The sequence below is a fragment of the Alcanivorax xiamenensis genome, from assembly GCF_009846745.1.
GTDB classification, from domain to species: Bacteria; Pseudomonadota; Gammaproteobacteria; order Pseudomonadales; family Alcanivoracaceae; genus Alloalcanivorax; species Alloalcanivorax xiamenensis.
Genome location: NZ_AQPF01000001.1, coordinates 141,692 through 155,610, shown reverse-complemented (window position 1 = coordinate 155,610; position 13,919 = coordinate 141,692). Strand labels below are relative to the sequence as shown.

Here is a 13,919-nt window from a genome sequence, read left to right as displayed (position 1 = left end):
TTCCTTCTTGGTTAAATCAGCTCAGCCAGGACTTTAAATACTCTGCAAATGAAACGCAATTAATCGTTATCCATTTTGTTCAATTCACCCGGGTAATTCATCACAATCCAGTTTTTTACCTCCCGGGTAACGGTTTTAGCGTCTTTATTACGAGTATCCATTGGAGGGCTTATACGAAGCGTAATAGTGCCCGGTAATCGCAGCCAGGAACGAGCCGGCCAGCAGTCACCGCTATTATGGGTCACCGCGATTACCGGGAAGCCTGAGCGGCTGGCCAGAAGAGCTCCGCCACTATTGAAATGGCCGATGTATCCCGGCGGCTGTCGTGAACCTTCAGGATAAATAACCACCGGTATGTTGGAGCGCAGACGCTCTTCCCCTTGTTGAATAACCGCTTTCAGAGCCGCCCTGCCTTTTCCACGATCTATTTTGATGGGTTTTAGTAATGCCAGAGCCCAGCCGAAAAAGGGAAGCCATAACAGTTCTCGTTTCAGAACCGTGGCCTGGGGGCCCACTAATAGCTGTAGGTAAAAGGTTTCCCAACTGCTCTGGTGGTTGCTGATAATCACCGCGGCCTGGCCTTGCAGATGTTCCTTCCCTTCCACCCTGAAGCGCACGCCGTTGAGTCTCTGTAACAGCCACATGGCGAATCGGGTCCAGAGGTTGACCAGGGTGTGACGTTTTTGGAACGACAGAAACGGGCCAATCAATACACAGACAAGGCTGTGGACAATACCCGCGAGGTTATAGAGCAGGAAAAACAACAAGCTGCGTATCCGGATATTCCAGGTTACCCGGACTTCACGCGGAAATCCGCTCATTCGGAGTCCTTGAGAAAATGGTCGACGAAGCGGGCCAGAGAGTCGTGGATCTCCACCGTGCCCAGCTCGGGGGGCAGGCCCTTTGCCTGAGTGCGCAGCCCTTTCCCGGTGAGTACCAGGACCGGCCGGCAGCCTCGGGTTACTCCGGCCTGCAGGTCCCTAAGGCTATCACCGACCAGGGGTACGGAGGCCACATCGCCATAATCGGCAACAATTTGATCGATCAGGCCGGGGAGAGGCTTACGGCAATCGCAGCCATCGTCTGGGCCATGGGGGCAGAAATAGATGCCATCCAGATGGGCGCCGACGCTGGCCAGGTGAGCCGCCATGCGTTGGTGAATCGCCTGCAGGGTGGTCAGATCGTAATAGCCTCGAGCAACACCGGACTGGTTGGTGGCGACCACCACCCGATAACCGGCCCGATTCAGACGGGCAATGGCCTCGGCGCTGCCGGCGATCGGACTCCATTCCCCGGGAGATTTGATGTAGGCATCGGAGTCTTCGTTGATGACACCGTCCCGGTCGAGAATGATCAGCTTGTTGGTCATTGAGGCCTGCCCGTAAAAGGGCCCCAGTGTAGAAAGCTCCCGGCGCAGCGGCAAGGTATGTGAAAGGCGGATTACTCTTTGGTTTGATGGGCTGGCTGACGGCGTGGATGGGCCGCCGAGTCAAGGACAGCGCTACCAACCTGCCCTTCGGTGAGGACGCCGAACCCGTTCTGGATGCGCGTCCCCGTCATGGTCCGCAGGTGCGGGGGCTGAGCATGGCCTTTGGTGGTGTAAAAGCGGTCAGTGGTCTTAATTGGGGGGCGTTGACCAGTCTGACTGGTCCCAATGGAGTGGGCAAAACCACGGTGTTGAATATGTCAGCGGGCGAGCGCTTTGCTGTCGTTTGGTGATTATCATGGCGACCCCGCCCCACCTGTTTCGCAATCACCTCATGTGGACCGGTGCCTGGTGGCGGAGAAGAAGGCGGACGAGATCCGCGCGAACGTGGATCTCGCCAGCGCCTGTCCGGGCAACGCCGCGCCTACTCCTGCAACAGGCTGATATCGGCCACGTTAAGGAACAGATCGCGCAGGAAACTCAGCAGGGCCAGGCGGTTGTCACGAACCGCCGGGTCCTCGGCCATCACCATCACGCTTTCGAAGAAGGCATCCACCGGGGCACGCAGCTCCGCCAACAGTTCCAGCACCGCCTGGTAGTCGCCCCGCTCCAGCAGCGGCTCGGACTGTTCGTAGGCGGCCACCACCAGATTGGTGAGTTCCTGTTCCGCTTCGTCTTCCAACAGGGCGCCATCGATTTCTTCCGGCGGGGCTTGTTCCAGCTTGGCCAGAATATTGGAGACCCGCTTGTTGGCCGCGGCCAGAGCCTGGGCTTCCTCCCGCTGCTGGAACGCGGCCACGGCTTTCACCCGGCGATCAAAATCCAGCGGCTTGCGGCAGGCGTCCTCGATGGCCAGCACCGACAGGATCACCGGCGTGGCGATACCCTGTTCCTGGTACATGGCCCGGTAACGGCCCTTGATGAAGTCGAAGGCTTCATCAACCTGAGCGGCGTCGATACGATCACCAAGCTGGGTGGCGGCCTGATCCAGAAGGTCGCGCAGATCCAGTTCCAGCTGGTTTTCGATGATGATGCGCAGTACGCCGAGCGTCGCCCGCCGCAGGGCATAGGGGTCCTTGGTGCCGCTGGGCTTCTGACCGATACCGAAGATCCCCACCAGAGTGTCGATCTTGTCGGCCAGGGAGACCGCCATGCCGGTTTTGCTTTGTGGCAGTTTGTCGCCGGCGAAACGGGGCAGGTATTGCTCGTACAGCGCTTCGGCCACGTCCTCGGGCTGGCCTTCGCGTTGGGCCAGATAGTAACCCATGATGCCCTGCATGGTGTCGAACTCGTACACCATCTCGCTGTTGAGATCGGCCTTGCTGAGTTCACCCGCCAGCTTGGCATGTGCACTATCACCGCCGATTTGTTCGGCGATCACAGCCGCCAGGGCCCCGATGCGCTGGCATTTATCGGCCACGGTGCCCAGCTGCTGCTGAAACACCACCTGAGCCAGGCCCTCGGCGTGTTGCGCCAGGGTCTTCTTGCAGTCGTTGTCATAGAAGAAGGCGGCGTCGGCCAGGCGGGGGCGGATCACCTTCTCGTTACCCGCGATCACCTGCTGGGGATCCTTGGACTGGATATTGCTGATGGTGATGAATTTCGGCATCAGCTTGCCATCGGCGTCGAGCACGGAAAAATATTTCTGGTGCTCTTCCATGGCGCTGATCAGCGCTTCCTGGGGCACGCGCAGGAAATCCTCGTCGAAGCCGCCGGTCAGTGCCACCGGCCATTCCACCAGGGCGGTGACCTCGTCGAGCAGCTCCGGGTTGATCCGCGCGGTACCGCCGGCCTGTTTGCCCGCGGCAATCGTCTGCTCTTCGATCATCGCCTTGCGGCGGTCGAAATCGGCGATCACATGCCCTTCATTTTCCAGGCGCTCGGCGTAGTCACCGGCCTGGCTCAGCTCAATGGCTCCCGGCGCGTGGAAGCGGTGGCCATAGCTGGTGCGGCCGGATTGCAGATCCAGCAGTTCGAACGGTACGACCTCGTCGCCGAACAATGCCACCAGCCAATGTGCCGGGCGCACGAACTGCACCTTGCGGCTGCCCCAGCGCATGCGCTTGGGGATCGGCAGCTTCTGGATCGCCTGGGCGAAGAATGCCGGAACCAGCTCGGTGGTGGCCTTGCCCTCTTCGGTGATACGGGCAATCAGGCGTTCCCCTTTGCCGGTGTCCTGGCGGTCCAACTGGTCCACGGTCAGCCCCAGGGAAGCGGCGAAGCCCTGGGCGGCCTTGGTCGGATTGCCTTCGGCATCGAACGCCGCCTGTACCGCCGGGCCCTGACGCTCGATATCACGGTCGGCCTGTTTTTCGTCCAGGTCACGGACCAGCACCGCCAGCCGGCGTGGCGCGGCGAAGCTTTTCACCTCGCCGTGTTGCAGTCCGGCCTCGTCCAGTTGTCGCACGAACTCCTCGGTGAGCGCCGCGCTGAGAGTTGGCAACGCCTTCGGGGGCAATTCCTCGGTGCCCAGCTCGATCAGTAAATCCCGGGACATTATTTCTTCCCCTTCTTATCGCCTTTCTCGGCGGACGCTTTTTTTGCCGCCTTCTCGTCCTGCTTTGCCAGCTCCGCTTCCACTTCCTCACGGATGGCCGGATCGGCCATGGGGAAGCCCAGTTTGCGGCGGGCATCGAAGTAGGCCTGGGCCACGGCCCGGGCCAGGGTGCGCACACGCAGAATGAAGCGCTGACGTTCGGTCACCGAGATAGCCTTGCGCGCATCCAGCAAGTTAAAGGTGTGAGAAGCTTTCAGGGCGTATTCATAAGCAGGCAGCGGCAGGCCCGCCGCGATCAGTTTGGTGGATTCGGATTCAAACAGGTCGAACTGCTTGAACAGTGCCTCGACGTTGGCGTGCTCGAAGTTGAAGGTGGACATCTCCACTTCGTTTTGCAGATAGACATCGCCGTAGCTGACCTTGCCGAAGGGGCCATCGGACCAGACCAGGTCGTAGACCGAATCCACGCCCTGAATGTACATGGCCAGACGCTCCAGACCATAGGTGATCTCACCGGTGACCGGGTAGCAGTCGATACCGCCGACCTGCTGGAAGTAGGTGAACTGGGTCACTTCCATGCCATTGAGCCACACTTCCCAGCCCAACCCCCAGGCGCCCAGCGTGGGGGATTCCCAGTTGTCCTCGACGAAGCGGATATCGTGCACCAGCGGATCGAAGCCGAGCAGGCGCAGGGAGCCCAGGTACAATTCCTGAATGTTGTCCGGGGACGGTTTGAGGACCACCTGGAACTGGTAATAGTGCTGCAGTCGATTGGGGTTTTCCCCATAACGGCCGTCGGTGGGCCGCCGGGACGGCTGCACATAGGCGCTGTTCCAGTTTTCCGGGCCAATGGCGCGCAGGAAGGTGGAGGGGTGGAAAGTCCCCGCGCCCACTTCCATGTCCAAGGGCTGCACGACCACGCAGCCCTGCTCGGCCCAATACTGTTGCAGGGCCAGAATCAGGCCCTGAAAGGTCATCACGTCCGCTTGCGGTTGATCCGCCATGTCGCTTCCTGTTAATCCTCTGGTGCACCGGTGCGAGCCCGCGCTCCTGGCGGCGATGCCATGCCCTCCACGGTGGCGCTGGCCCCGTGTTCGGGAGGGAGAGAGACGGGCTCGTGAAACGAAGACCGCAAGTATAGCGTTCCCCAGGGGCCGGTGATACCGTGGCCCGGAACCCGACATTCCTTCACCGAGATCGCCCATGGAACGATGCCCCTGGTGCGGTACCGACCCCCTGTACGTGGCCTACCACGATCAGGAGTGGGGGGTACCGGAACACGATGATCGCCGATTGTTTGAATTTCTGCTTCTGGAAGGGGCGCAGGCCGGCCTCAGCTGGATCACGGTATTGCGCAAACGCGAAAACTACCGGCGGGCCCTGGATGGCTTTGACCCGGAAAAGATCGCCCGCTATGGCGAGCGCAAGCGGGAGCAACTGCTGCAGGATGCGGGGCTGATCCGCAACCGGTTGAAAATGAAAGCGGCGGTGGGGAACGCACAGGCCTATCTGGACCTGCGTGAGGCAGGCCAGACTCTGGATGCCCTGCTGTGGGGCTTCGTCGATGGCGCGCCCCGGATAAACCACTATCGGTCGTTGTCAGAAGTGCCGGCGGTCACCCCCACCGCCGAAGCCATGAGCCGGGAATTGAAGAAGAAAGGCTTTCGTTTCGTCGGCCCCACCATCATGTATGCCTTTATGCAGGCCGCGGGCCTGGTGAACGACCATCTGATCAGTTGTCCGCGCCATCGGCAGCTGTCCGATGGGTAAAAACCGGCCGGATTGAAAACTTTTACAACGACGGCGCCAGAGCTGGTATGGGCTTTGCTGAGGCACTGGGGAACGCAACCCAGGGACTGGTGAAGGAGGCTCCCATGAAACCGGTGTTGATAATAAAGGCCGGCAGTACCTACCCCGAACTGATCGGGCATTACGGGGACTTCGAGGACTGGATCGCCCGGGGGCTTGGTGATCGCTGCGCCATACAGGTCTGTGATGTGCGTGAGCCGGTGCCATTGCCGGCGGCGGACGGTATCGCGGCGGTGATCATTACCGGCTCCCATGCCATGGTGACCGAACGGGCACCCTGGATGGTGCGATTGACCGACTGGCTCGATGACGCCATCACCCATCCAGCGGCGCCGCCGGTATTGGGAATCTGCTTCGGTCATCAACTGCTGGCGAAACTGCTTGGCGGTGAAGTGGGAGACCACCCGCAGGGCATGGAGGTTGGCACGGTGGCGCTCAGAATGGCCCCGGACGCGGCCCGGGATCCTCTGTTCGCCGGACTTTGCCAGCAGCCCTGGGGGCAGATGGTGCACCAGCAGTCGGTGCTGGTGGCGCCGCCGGAGGTGACGGTGTTGGCCAGCAACGGCCACGACGCCTGCCAGGCGTTTCGCTACCGGCAACGGGTGTGGGGGTGTCAGTTTCACCCGGAGTTCAGCGCGGATATCACCCGGGCCTATCTGCAAACCTTGCGTGGACGGAGTATCAGTGGCCAGCGTGCCGCGGACGTCATGGCCGAAGTCCGCGAGTGCCCCGGTGCCAATGAGGTGCTGAGTCGCTTCGGACAACTGGTACAAGACCTCTGCGCTGCTTAGGCGCTCAGGCGGTAGGCGGGCGGCGCTTGGTGTAGGATGCCGTATTCGCCATTTCTTCACCAAGGCCATGAGCGACTCCTACCGCGAACAACACAAACTGCGCCTGGCGTATATGCCCTGGCTGTATCCCCGGCTCAAGCAGCGGCACCGGGTCTGGGCGGAACCCTGGCAGACAGCGGTGCAAAAGGAGCTGGAGCGCCTCGAAACGGTGCATTTCGGTGAGTACTGTTTTGTCGCACCGCAGGCGCGCCTGTTCGCCGAGCCGGGCCGCGATATTCAGGTTGGCGATCACAGCCATATCGCCGCCGACGCTGTGCTGCATGGCCCGATCCGGCTCGGGGCCCACGTCAGCATCAACCATCACGCCACTCTGGAAGGCGGGGCCGCCGGTATCGAGATCGGCGACCACACCCGCATTGCTGCCTATGCTGCGCTTTATGCCTTCAATCATGGCAGGGAGGCCGCCGCCCTGGTTCGCGAGCAACCGGTGACGTCCCGGGGCATTCGTATTGGCCAGGATGTCTGGCTGGGTGCCCGTTGCGGCATCGTCGACGGCGTCACGGTGGGGGACCACGCGGTGGTGGCGATGGGGGCGGTGGTAACCCGGGACGTGCCCCCCTGGTGCGTGGTGGCGGGCAATCCGGCGCGCCCCATAGGCCGCCGGCCGGGGGCGCCGCCGGAAGAATAAAGCACGCGGTCGCCATGCCCTGCTATTGAACACTGTTTATTTGTGTTGCATGCTAGGCCGATTGAACGGTGTTTAGGGAGGGAAAATGGCGAGGCGTAACCAGCACAGCAAGGAAGAACTCCGGGCCATGGCCATCCAGGCTTTGGCGGATCTGGTGGAACGGGAGGGGGTGGATAATTTCAGCGTTCGTCAGATCGCCGGAAAACTGGGTTATACCCCGGGGATGCTTTATCACCTGTTCGTTAATCTGGATGATCTGATTCTGCACTTGAACGCACAGACATTGGATGCGCTGAATGCCCGCATCGATCAGGCAACCCACCATGATGATCCGGTGGCGGTTTTGAAAGCCATGGCGTTTGAGTACCTGCGTCTGGCTCAACAGCATACGGCCCTCTGGCAGTTGGTGTTCAGCCACCGGATGGCGAACCAGGCTCCGGTGCCGGACTGGTATATTGATCGTACCCGGCACATGTTCGAGCAAGTGGAGGTGCAGCTGAAACGGGGCGTGCCAGCGGCGGATGAGAAGCAAAGGCAGGTGATGGCAAGGACGTTGTGGGGCAGTGTGCACGGCATCTGTCTGCTGCACGTGGAAAATAAACTGAATGTGGCTGGCGATATCGCACCGGAGATGATGCTGGAGTCCCTACTCGATCATTATCTGTCGTCATGCGCCAGGGAAGGAGAAAAATAAATGGGAAAGAGTGTGTTTTCCTTGTTGTTCAAGCGGCGGTTCGGTCCATTTTTCGGCACCCAGTTTCTTGGCGCCTTCAACGACAATGTGTTTCGCCAGGGATTGATTCTCCTGATCGCCTCCGGTGTGGTGGTGGGAACCGAAGTCAATACTCTGAATAACGTGGCTCTGGCGTTGTTCATCGTCCCCTTCTTTTTGTTTTCCGCGCTTGCCGGACAAATCGCCGACAAATTTGATCGCGCCAGTCTGATCCGCTGGATCAAGTTCGCGGAGATCGTGATCATGAGTTGCGCCGCGCTGGGGTTTTATTTCGACGCGGTTTACGGGCTGTTGACAGTGCTGTTCTTCATGGGATTGCAATCCACTTTCTTCGGGCCGATCAAGTACTCCATCATTCCCCAGCATCTGCCCAATGAAGAGCTGGTGAGAGGTAACGCCCTGGTGGAAATGGGCACCTTTCTGGCGATTCTGTTGGGCTCGGTTTCCGGGGTGATGCTGAAAATGGGTGGCAATACGCCACTGGTAATCAGTACCGCGGTGATTGGGCTGGCGGTGTTGGGGTTTGTTTGCTCCCTGGGTATTCCCAAAGCTCCGGCGGCGGATCCGGGCTTGCGCCTGAATTGGAATTTGTGGAAGGAAACCTGGCACATCGTCGGTTACGCCCGCGAGGTGAAATCGGTATGGATGTCGGTGCTGGGTATTTCCTGGTTCTGGTTCCTCGGCGCCGCTTACACCACGCAGTTGAAGGTGTATGTGGATGACTATCTGATGGGTACCGAGGGGCTGTACGCGTTGTTGCTGGCCACCTTTTCCATCGGCATTGGCCTGGGCTCCTTTTTTTGTGAAAAGGCATCCGGAAAGCGGGTGGAGCTGGGGCTGGTTCCGTTGGGTTCCATTGGTATCAGCGTGTTCGGTATCGATTTGTTTTTCTCTTATGCGTCGTTGAATTTGAGCGGTCAGCTGTCGATATCGGAGTTTCTGCAGCAGCCCGGTGGCTATCGCATCATGGCCGATTTACTTGGTGTCGGTATCTTTGGTGGTTTCTATATCGTGCCGCTGTTCGCGTTTGTCCAGCACCGCTCCAATCCGAAACATCTGGCCCGCATCATCGCCGCCAATAACATCCTGAATGCCTTGCTCATGGTGGCGTCGGCGGTGGCGGGGATTGTTTTTGTCGGCCTCCTGGATCTTACCGTTCCGCAGTTTTTCCTGGCGCTGGCGTTAGCCAACGTGGTGGTGGCGTTGTACATCTATACGGTGGTGCCAGAATTCATGATTCGTCTTCTGGTATGGATGCTGACCAACACCATCTATCGAGTGAAGCATAAAGGTCTGGAAAACATTCCGGAGGAAGGGCCTTGTTTGCTGGTGTGCAATCACATCAGTTATACCGATGCGTTGCTGCTGGCCGGTGCGGTACGCCGTCCGATTCGTTTCGTGATGGCGAAACCCATCTATGACATGCCGGTCCTGAATTACATTTTCCGTACCGGCAAGACCATTCCGATTGCCTCCAAGGAAAAACACCCGGATATTTATCAACAGGCCTTCCGTCGGGTACGCGAGGAATTGGCGGACGGTCAGGTGGTGTGTATTTTCCCGGAGGGCCGTTTGACACCTGACGGCGAAGTGGGCGAATTCAAAAGCGGAATGGAAAAAATCGTTAAGGAAACCCCGGTACCGGTGGTGCCCATGGCATTATCCGGCTTGTGGGGCAGCTTCTTCAGTCATAAAGGGGGCGCTGCCCTTACCCGCATGCCGCGGCGCTTCTGGTCACGGGTCAAACTCACTGTCGGTGAACCGGTGGCACCCGAGGCGGTTGATGCGCGAACCATGCGAAGCGCGGTGTTGGCGTTGCGAGAGCGGCCGTGAGGGAACGAAGTCACCCGACGCGGGTCTATTTCCGGACATTGCCATGGAGATCCAAAAGGAGCCGATCAATGAGACGAATTTCCAGCGCTGCCCTGATCCTGGTGGCGGCCTTGGTTTCCACCGTCACGGCACAAGCGGACCAGGACGGGAAAAAGGTGTTCGGGTGGGTGGAAAAAACCACCATCGAATCCTGGGACGTTGAGATGAAAGCCAAACTGGACAGTGGTGCTTTGACGTCCTCCATGCAGGCCACCGACATTGAAACCTTCACCAAGGATGGTGACGACTGGGTCCGATTCACCGTGGATGTGGAAGACGCCAACAGCGGCAAAGAGGTGGAGCGCCGTTATGAGAAGCCACTGTTCCGGGATCTGACCGTGCGTGGCGCCGGAGGCCGGGATGAACGGCCGGTGGTTCTGATGAAAATCTGCATGGACGATACCGTCTACGAGGAGCAGTTCAGTCTTCGTGACCGTAGCGAGATGTTGTATCCGGTGCTGCTTGGACGTCGCACCATTCAGCATCTGGGGCTGCTGGATGTCACCAGTACCTTCCAGAACCCGCCCACCTGTGACGATCAGTCCGAAGTGAAGCATAACAAGGATCAGAAGGACGACGAGGACATCGGCGACTAGTGATCCATCTGGCCGGCGCCAGTGGCGCCGGTCCGCTTTCGCGGGTCAGGCGACTTCCGAAAACACCTGAATAATGTTGCCCAGACGGGCGGTCAGCGTGTCGCCGGTATTCAGCGCCGCAACGCCGCTGGGAGTGCCGGTGAAGATCAGATCGCCGGGATCCAGGCGGAAGGTCTGACTGATATGGGCGATCAGCTCAAAGGTGGGAAACAGCATTTGCCCGGTGTGGCCGTGCTGACGGGTCTCGCCGTTGATTTCCAGCGACACCTCCAGGTTCTGGCGCACGGAAATGCCACGGGCGTCGACGAAGCCGGATACCGGAGCGGCGCCGTCGAAGGCCTTGGCGCGTTCCCAGGGATGTCCTTTCGCTTTTAGCGTGTTTTGCAAATCCCGCAAGGTCAGATCAAGACCCACGCCGTAGGCGGCAATGGCGTAGCGGACCCGTTCGGGGTCGGTTTCGCCGCTGAGGGTCTTGCCAACCATGACCACCATTTCCACTTCATGATGGACCTCCCCCTGCCCTTTGGGCAGTATCACCGGCTCATGCAGGCTGCACAGGGCTGAGGCGGGTTTCATGAACAGCAGGGGTTGCTCCGGCACCTCGTTACCCAGTTCGCGGGCGTGTTCGGCGTAGTTACGGCCCACGCACACCACTTTGCCCACCGGCATGTCCATGGTCGAGCCATCGATCCAGCGGTGAAGATAGTTTGGCGTCATCACGATAATCCTGAAAAAGGGCTGATGATCGACCGCTTAGAGGTCGAACAGCTTGCCCGGGTTCATCACGTTGTTTGGATCGAAGACCTGCTTCACCGCTTTCATATACGCGATTTCCTCGGGGCTTCGGGAGTAGCCCAGGTAGGGCTTCTTGGTCATGCCGACACCGTGTTCCGCGGAAATCGAGCCGTTGTAGTGTTCCACGATTTCAAACACCCACTTGGAAACATTGTTGCACTTCTCGAAGAACTCCTCCTTCGGCAATGCTTCCGGTTTCAGGATGTTCAGGTGCATGTTGCCGTCGCCGATATGACCGAACCAGACGATCTCGAAATCCGGATAGGCATCCTGGACCACTTTGTCCACCGCCTCGACGAAATCCGGCACCTTGTCGATGGTCACCGAGATGTCGTTCTTGTACGGCGTGTGCGGCGCGATCGACTCGGAAATTCGCTCGCGCAACTGCCACAATTGCTCCAGCTGCTGTAGCGATTGGCTCATCACGCCGTCCAGCACCCAACCTTGCTCCACGCAATGCTCGAACACCGCCATCGCCTGATCGGCGCTTTGTTCGGACACCTGTTCGAATTCCAACAGGCAATAAAACGGACAATCGGTATCGAAGGGACGAGAGACACCGTGCGCCAGCACGTGGGCCATGGCCTTGTCGGAGAAGAACTCGAAGGCGGTCAGGTCCAGTTCCGACTGGAAGGCGTGCAACACCTTCATCACTTCCTGGAAGCCGGGTACGCCCAGCACCAGGGCGGTCAGATTCCTGGGTTGCCGGGCGAGCTTGACGGTGGCTTCCACCACGAAACCCAGGGTGCCTTCCGACCCGATGAACAGATGGCGGAAGTCATAGCCCGTGGCGTTCTTGATCAGGCCTTTGTTGAGCTCCAGCAGTTCGCCCTTGCCGGTGACCACTTTCAGGCCGGCGATCCAGTCCCGGGTCATGCCGTAGCGGATCACCTTGATACCGCCGGCATTGGTATTGATGTTGCCGCCGATCTGGCTGGAGCCGGCGGAGGCGAAATCCACCGGATAGAACAGCCCCTGCTGTTCGGCGTATTCCTGCAGCTGTTGGGTGATCACGCCGGGCTGGACCGTGACGGAGCGATCGTAGGCGTTGAAGTCCAGAATTTTGTTCATCCGGTCGAAGGCCACCACCAGCTCGCCAAAGGCCGCCACGGCGCCGGCGGAGAGCCCGGTACGGCCGCCGGAGGGCACCAGATGCAGGCCATGCTCATTGGCGATTTCGACGATCTGCTGCACTTCATCAATGGTTTCCGGCAGCAGCACGGCGGTGGGGGCCGGGGCCCACACCTTGGTCCAGTCCACCCCGTAGCGCTGAGCGCTGTCCTGATCGGTCAGGCAGCGGGCACCGAGCAGTTCGGTCAATTGTTCCAGGGCGGCATGGGCTAAAGCGGTCATGGCGACTCCAACAGTCCTCAACTCAACTTGAAAAAGGCAACCGGTCCGGGTGGCTCTCATCCGGGGCGCGCTATGATACCATACGCGCCCATTTAGCCCGCTATAGAGACCACCCATGGCCCATACCTCTCTTGAGAAGGACAAGATCCGTATCCTCCTGCTCGAGGGCATCCACCAGAACGCGGTGGATAATCTGAAGGCGAACGGCTACCACAACGTGGAGCTACTGCCCAAGGCCCTGACCGGCAGCGACCTGACCGACGCCATCAAGGACGCCCATTTCGTGGGTATCCGCTCCCGCACCCAGCTCACCGAAGAGGTGTTCGCGGCGGCGGAGAAGCTGATCGGCGTGGGCTGTTTCTGTATCGGCACCAACCAGGTGGATCTCAAGGCGGCGCTGAAACGCGGCATTCCGGTGTTCAACGCGCCCTACTCCAATACCCGCTCGGTGGCGGAGTTGGTGATCGCGCACACCATCAGCCTGATGCGGGGCATTCCGGAGAAGAACGCGGAGGCTCACCGTGGTGGCTGGCTGAAATCCGCCAAGGACAGCTATGAGATCCGCGGTAAGAAGCTCGGGATCGTCGGCTACGGCAACATCGGTGCCCAGGTGTCGGTGCTGGCCGAGTCCATGGGCATGAAAGTCTACTTCTACGATGTGGTGCCAAAGCTGCCGCTGGGTAACGCCACCCAGGTGCAGAGCCTCCACGACCTGCTGGGCATGTGTGACGTGACCAGCCTGCACGTACCGGACACCCCGGCTACCCGCTGGATGATCAAGGAAGAGCAGATCCGGGCGATGAAGCCGAAGAGCTATCTGATCAACTATGCTCGCGGCAAGGTCGTGGACATTGAAGCGCTGACCGCCGCCGTCAAGGACGGTCATCTGCTGGGCGCGGCCATCGACGTGTTCCCCGAGGAGCCGAAGGGCAACGATGATGAGTTCATCAGCCCGCTGCGGGAGTTCGATAACGTCATTCTCACGCCGCACATCGGTGGTTCCACCCACGAAGCCCAGGAAAACATTGGCACCGAGGTGTCCGAGAAGCTGATCCGCTACTCCGACAACGGTTCTACCCTGAGTGCGGTGAACTTCCCCGAGGTGGCGCTGCCGTCCCATCCGGACATGCACCGTTTGCTGCATATCCACCAGAACATCCCGGGCATTCTCAGCCAGATCAATACCGTTTTCTCCGAGAACGATATCAACATCTGTGGTCAGTATCTGCAGACCAACGAGGATATCGGGTACGTCGTGATTGACGTGAACAAGGGCTACAGTCAGTTGGCCCTGGAGAAGCTCCGGACCATCGAGGGCACCATCCGCACCCGGGTGCTGTTCTAAACCGATCGGGCCCG

At 59.7% G+C, this 13,919-nt stretch carries 14 protein-coding genes; 8 read left to right on the top strand and 6 right to left on the bottom strand.

Annotated elements, in window-relative coordinates:
• Positions 1 to 59: 59 nt before the first annotated feature.
• Positions 60 to 821 (bottom strand): lysophospholipid acyltransferase family protein, encoded by a 762-nt coding sequence (locus A6D6_RS00720; protein WP_133491139.1) that lies wholly within the window; start codon positions 819 to 821, stop codon positions 60 to 62.
• Complete coding sequence (gmhB, locus tag A6D6_RS00715) at positions 818 to 1,369, bottom strand: D-glycero-beta-D-manno-heptose 1,7-bisphosphate 7-phosphatase (RefSeq protein ID WP_159659652.1); 552 nt, start codon at positions 1,367 to 1,369, stop codon at positions 818 to 820. Before gmhB ends, A6D6_RS00720 begins: the two co-directional genes overlap by 4 nt.
• Positions 1,370 to 1,428: 59 nt before the next feature.
• Here gmhB and A6D6_RS22195 point away from each other — a divergent pair, with 59 nt between their 5' ends.
• Complete coding sequence (locus A6D6_RS22195) at positions 1,429 to 1,719, top strand: P-loop NTPase family protein (RefSeq protein ID WP_159659651.1); 291 nt, start codon at positions 1,429 to 1,431, stop codon at positions 1,717 to 1,719.
• Between the two features lie 131 nt (positions 1,720 to 1,850).
• Here A6D6_RS22195 and glyS read toward each other — a convergent pair whose 3' ends face one another.
• Positions 1,851 to 3,923: a glycine--tRNA ligase subunit beta gene (gene glyS / locus A6D6_RS00705; protein ID WP_159659650.1), complete on the bottom strand. Its 2,073-nt coding sequence runs from the start codon at positions 3,921 to 3,923 to the stop codon at positions 1,851 to 1,853.
• Entirely contained in the window at positions 3,923 to 4,927 is a 1,005-nt protein-coding gene (gene glyQ, locus A6D6_RS00700) for a glycine--tRNA ligase subunit alpha (protein ID WP_133491143.1), read from the bottom strand. Before glyQ ends, glyS begins: the two co-directional genes overlap by 1 nt.
• Before the next feature lie 199 nt (positions 4,928 to 5,126).
• On the opposite strand from glyQ, the gene A6D6_RS00695 reads away from it, so the two are divergent.
• From A6D6_RS00695 to rloA3, 6 genes are all read left to right on the top strand, one after another.
• Complete coding sequence (locus A6D6_RS00695; protein ID WP_159659649.1) at positions 5,127 to 5,693, top strand: DNA-3-methyladenine glycosylase I; 567 nt, start codon at positions 5,127 to 5,129, stop codon at positions 5,691 to 5,693.
• A gap of 104 nt (positions 5,694 to 5,797) precedes the next feature.
• Complete coding sequence (locus A6D6_RS00690; RefSeq protein ID WP_159659648.1) at positions 5,798 to 6,523, top strand: glutamine amidotransferase; 726 nt, start codon at positions 5,798 to 5,800, stop codon at positions 6,521 to 6,523.
• Positions 6,524 to 6,590: 67 nt separating this feature from the next.
• The gene (locus tag A6D6_RS00685; RefSeq protein WP_159659647.1) at positions 6,591 to 7,211 is read left to right on the top strand and encodes an acyltransferase; all 621 of its coding nucleotides are present in this window, start codon (positions 6,591 to 6,593) and stop codon (positions 7,209 to 7,211) included.
• Between the two features lie 85 nt (positions 7,212 to 7,296).
• Positions 7,297 to 7,905 carry a TetR/AcrR family transcriptional regulator gene (locus A6D6_RS00680; RefSeq protein WP_133491147.1) on the top strand — a complete coding sequence of 203 codons (609 nt, stop codon included), beginning with the start codon at positions 7,297 to 7,299 and terminating at the stop codon, positions 7,903 to 7,905.
• Positions 7,906 to 9,777 (top strand): MFS transporter, encoded by a 1,872-nt coding sequence (locus A6D6_RS00675; RefSeq protein WP_133491148.1) that lies wholly within the window; start codon positions 7,906 to 7,908, stop codon positions 9,775 to 9,777. It abuts the gene before it with no gap.
• A gap of 68 nt (positions 9,778 to 9,845) precedes the next feature.
• Positions 9,846 to 10,412, top strand: a complete 567-nt coding sequence (gene rloA3 / locus A6D6_RS00670) for a retropepsin-like aspartic peptidase RloA3 (RefSeq protein WP_159659646.1) — start codon at positions 9,846 to 9,848, stop codon at positions 10,410 to 10,412.
• A 45-nt stretch (positions 10,413 to 10,457) separates the two neighbouring features.
• Here the strand turns inward: rloA3 and A6D6_RS00665 are convergent, their stop codons facing one another.
• Complete coding sequence (locus A6D6_RS00665) at positions 10,458 to 11,129, bottom strand: fumarylacetoacetate hydrolase family protein (protein ID WP_159659645.1); 672 nt, start codon at positions 11,127 to 11,129, stop codon at positions 10,458 to 10,460.
• A 36-nt stretch (positions 11,130 to 11,165) separates the two neighbouring features.
• A complete protein-coding gene (locus A6D6_RS00660; protein WP_133491151.1) occupies positions 11,166 to 12,560 on the bottom strand; it encodes a D-2-hydroxyglutarate dehydrogenase in 1,395 nt (464 codons plus the stop codon).
• Between the two features lie 115 nt (positions 12,561 to 12,675).
• On the opposite strand from A6D6_RS00660, the gene serA reads away from it, so the two are divergent.
• Entirely contained in the window at positions 12,676 to 13,905 is a 1,230-nt protein-coding gene (gene serA / locus A6D6_RS00655) for a phosphoglycerate dehydrogenase (RefSeq protein ID WP_133491152.1), read from the top strand.
• Positions 13,906 to 13,919 lie beyond the last annotated feature (14 nt).